Here is a 492-nt window from a genome sequence, read left to right on the forward strand (position 1 = left end):
GGCCGTGATGATGCTGGGCTCGCCGGGGCGCGGGCGGGCTTCGATCCGGGCCGACATCCGCCCGAGCAGGAGCGGGGTCTTGTCGAAGCTGCCGCTCTGCTGATCGTAATTGCAGGCAAAGCCGGTTGGGCAATCGAGCGCCGACCAGATGAATTCGGGTGCGACCAGGCCATCCTCGGCGGCGAGGCTCGGATCCGGCGTCCAGCTTGCTGCGAGAACGGCGGTATGTGCGTGACGGCTGAGCGGCCCGGCGAAGATGCGCAGGCCGTCGCCTTTCGCCCGCGCGGGACCACATACGAAACAATTCGGCAACGGATGCTCGTGCGGCCTAGACAGCGCCAGCAATTCGGCCGCGCCGGCTTCCGGCAAACCGGCTTTCTCCACGCGCGCAAGCTCGATGCTTGCCGCGCGCCCGGTCGCCATGACCTTGGCGCCGTCGCGAAGCTCCCATGTGCCGTCGTCCGTCGCGATCGCATCGAGCGGCGTGTCCAG

At 68.5% G+C, this 492-nt stretch carries 1 protein-coding gene; it reads right to left on the reverse strand.

Going from position 1 to position 492, the window contains the following annotated elements:
- On the reverse strand, positions 1–492 hold a 492-nt coding region (locus tag MOV75_RS41680), incomplete at both ends, for a hypothetical protein (protein WP_247008715.1).

Source organism: Bradyrhizobium sp. PRIMUS42 (genome assembly GCF_023006515.1).
GTDB lineage: Bacteria > Pseudomonadota > Alphaproteobacteria > Rhizobiales > Xanthobacteraceae > Bradyrhizobium.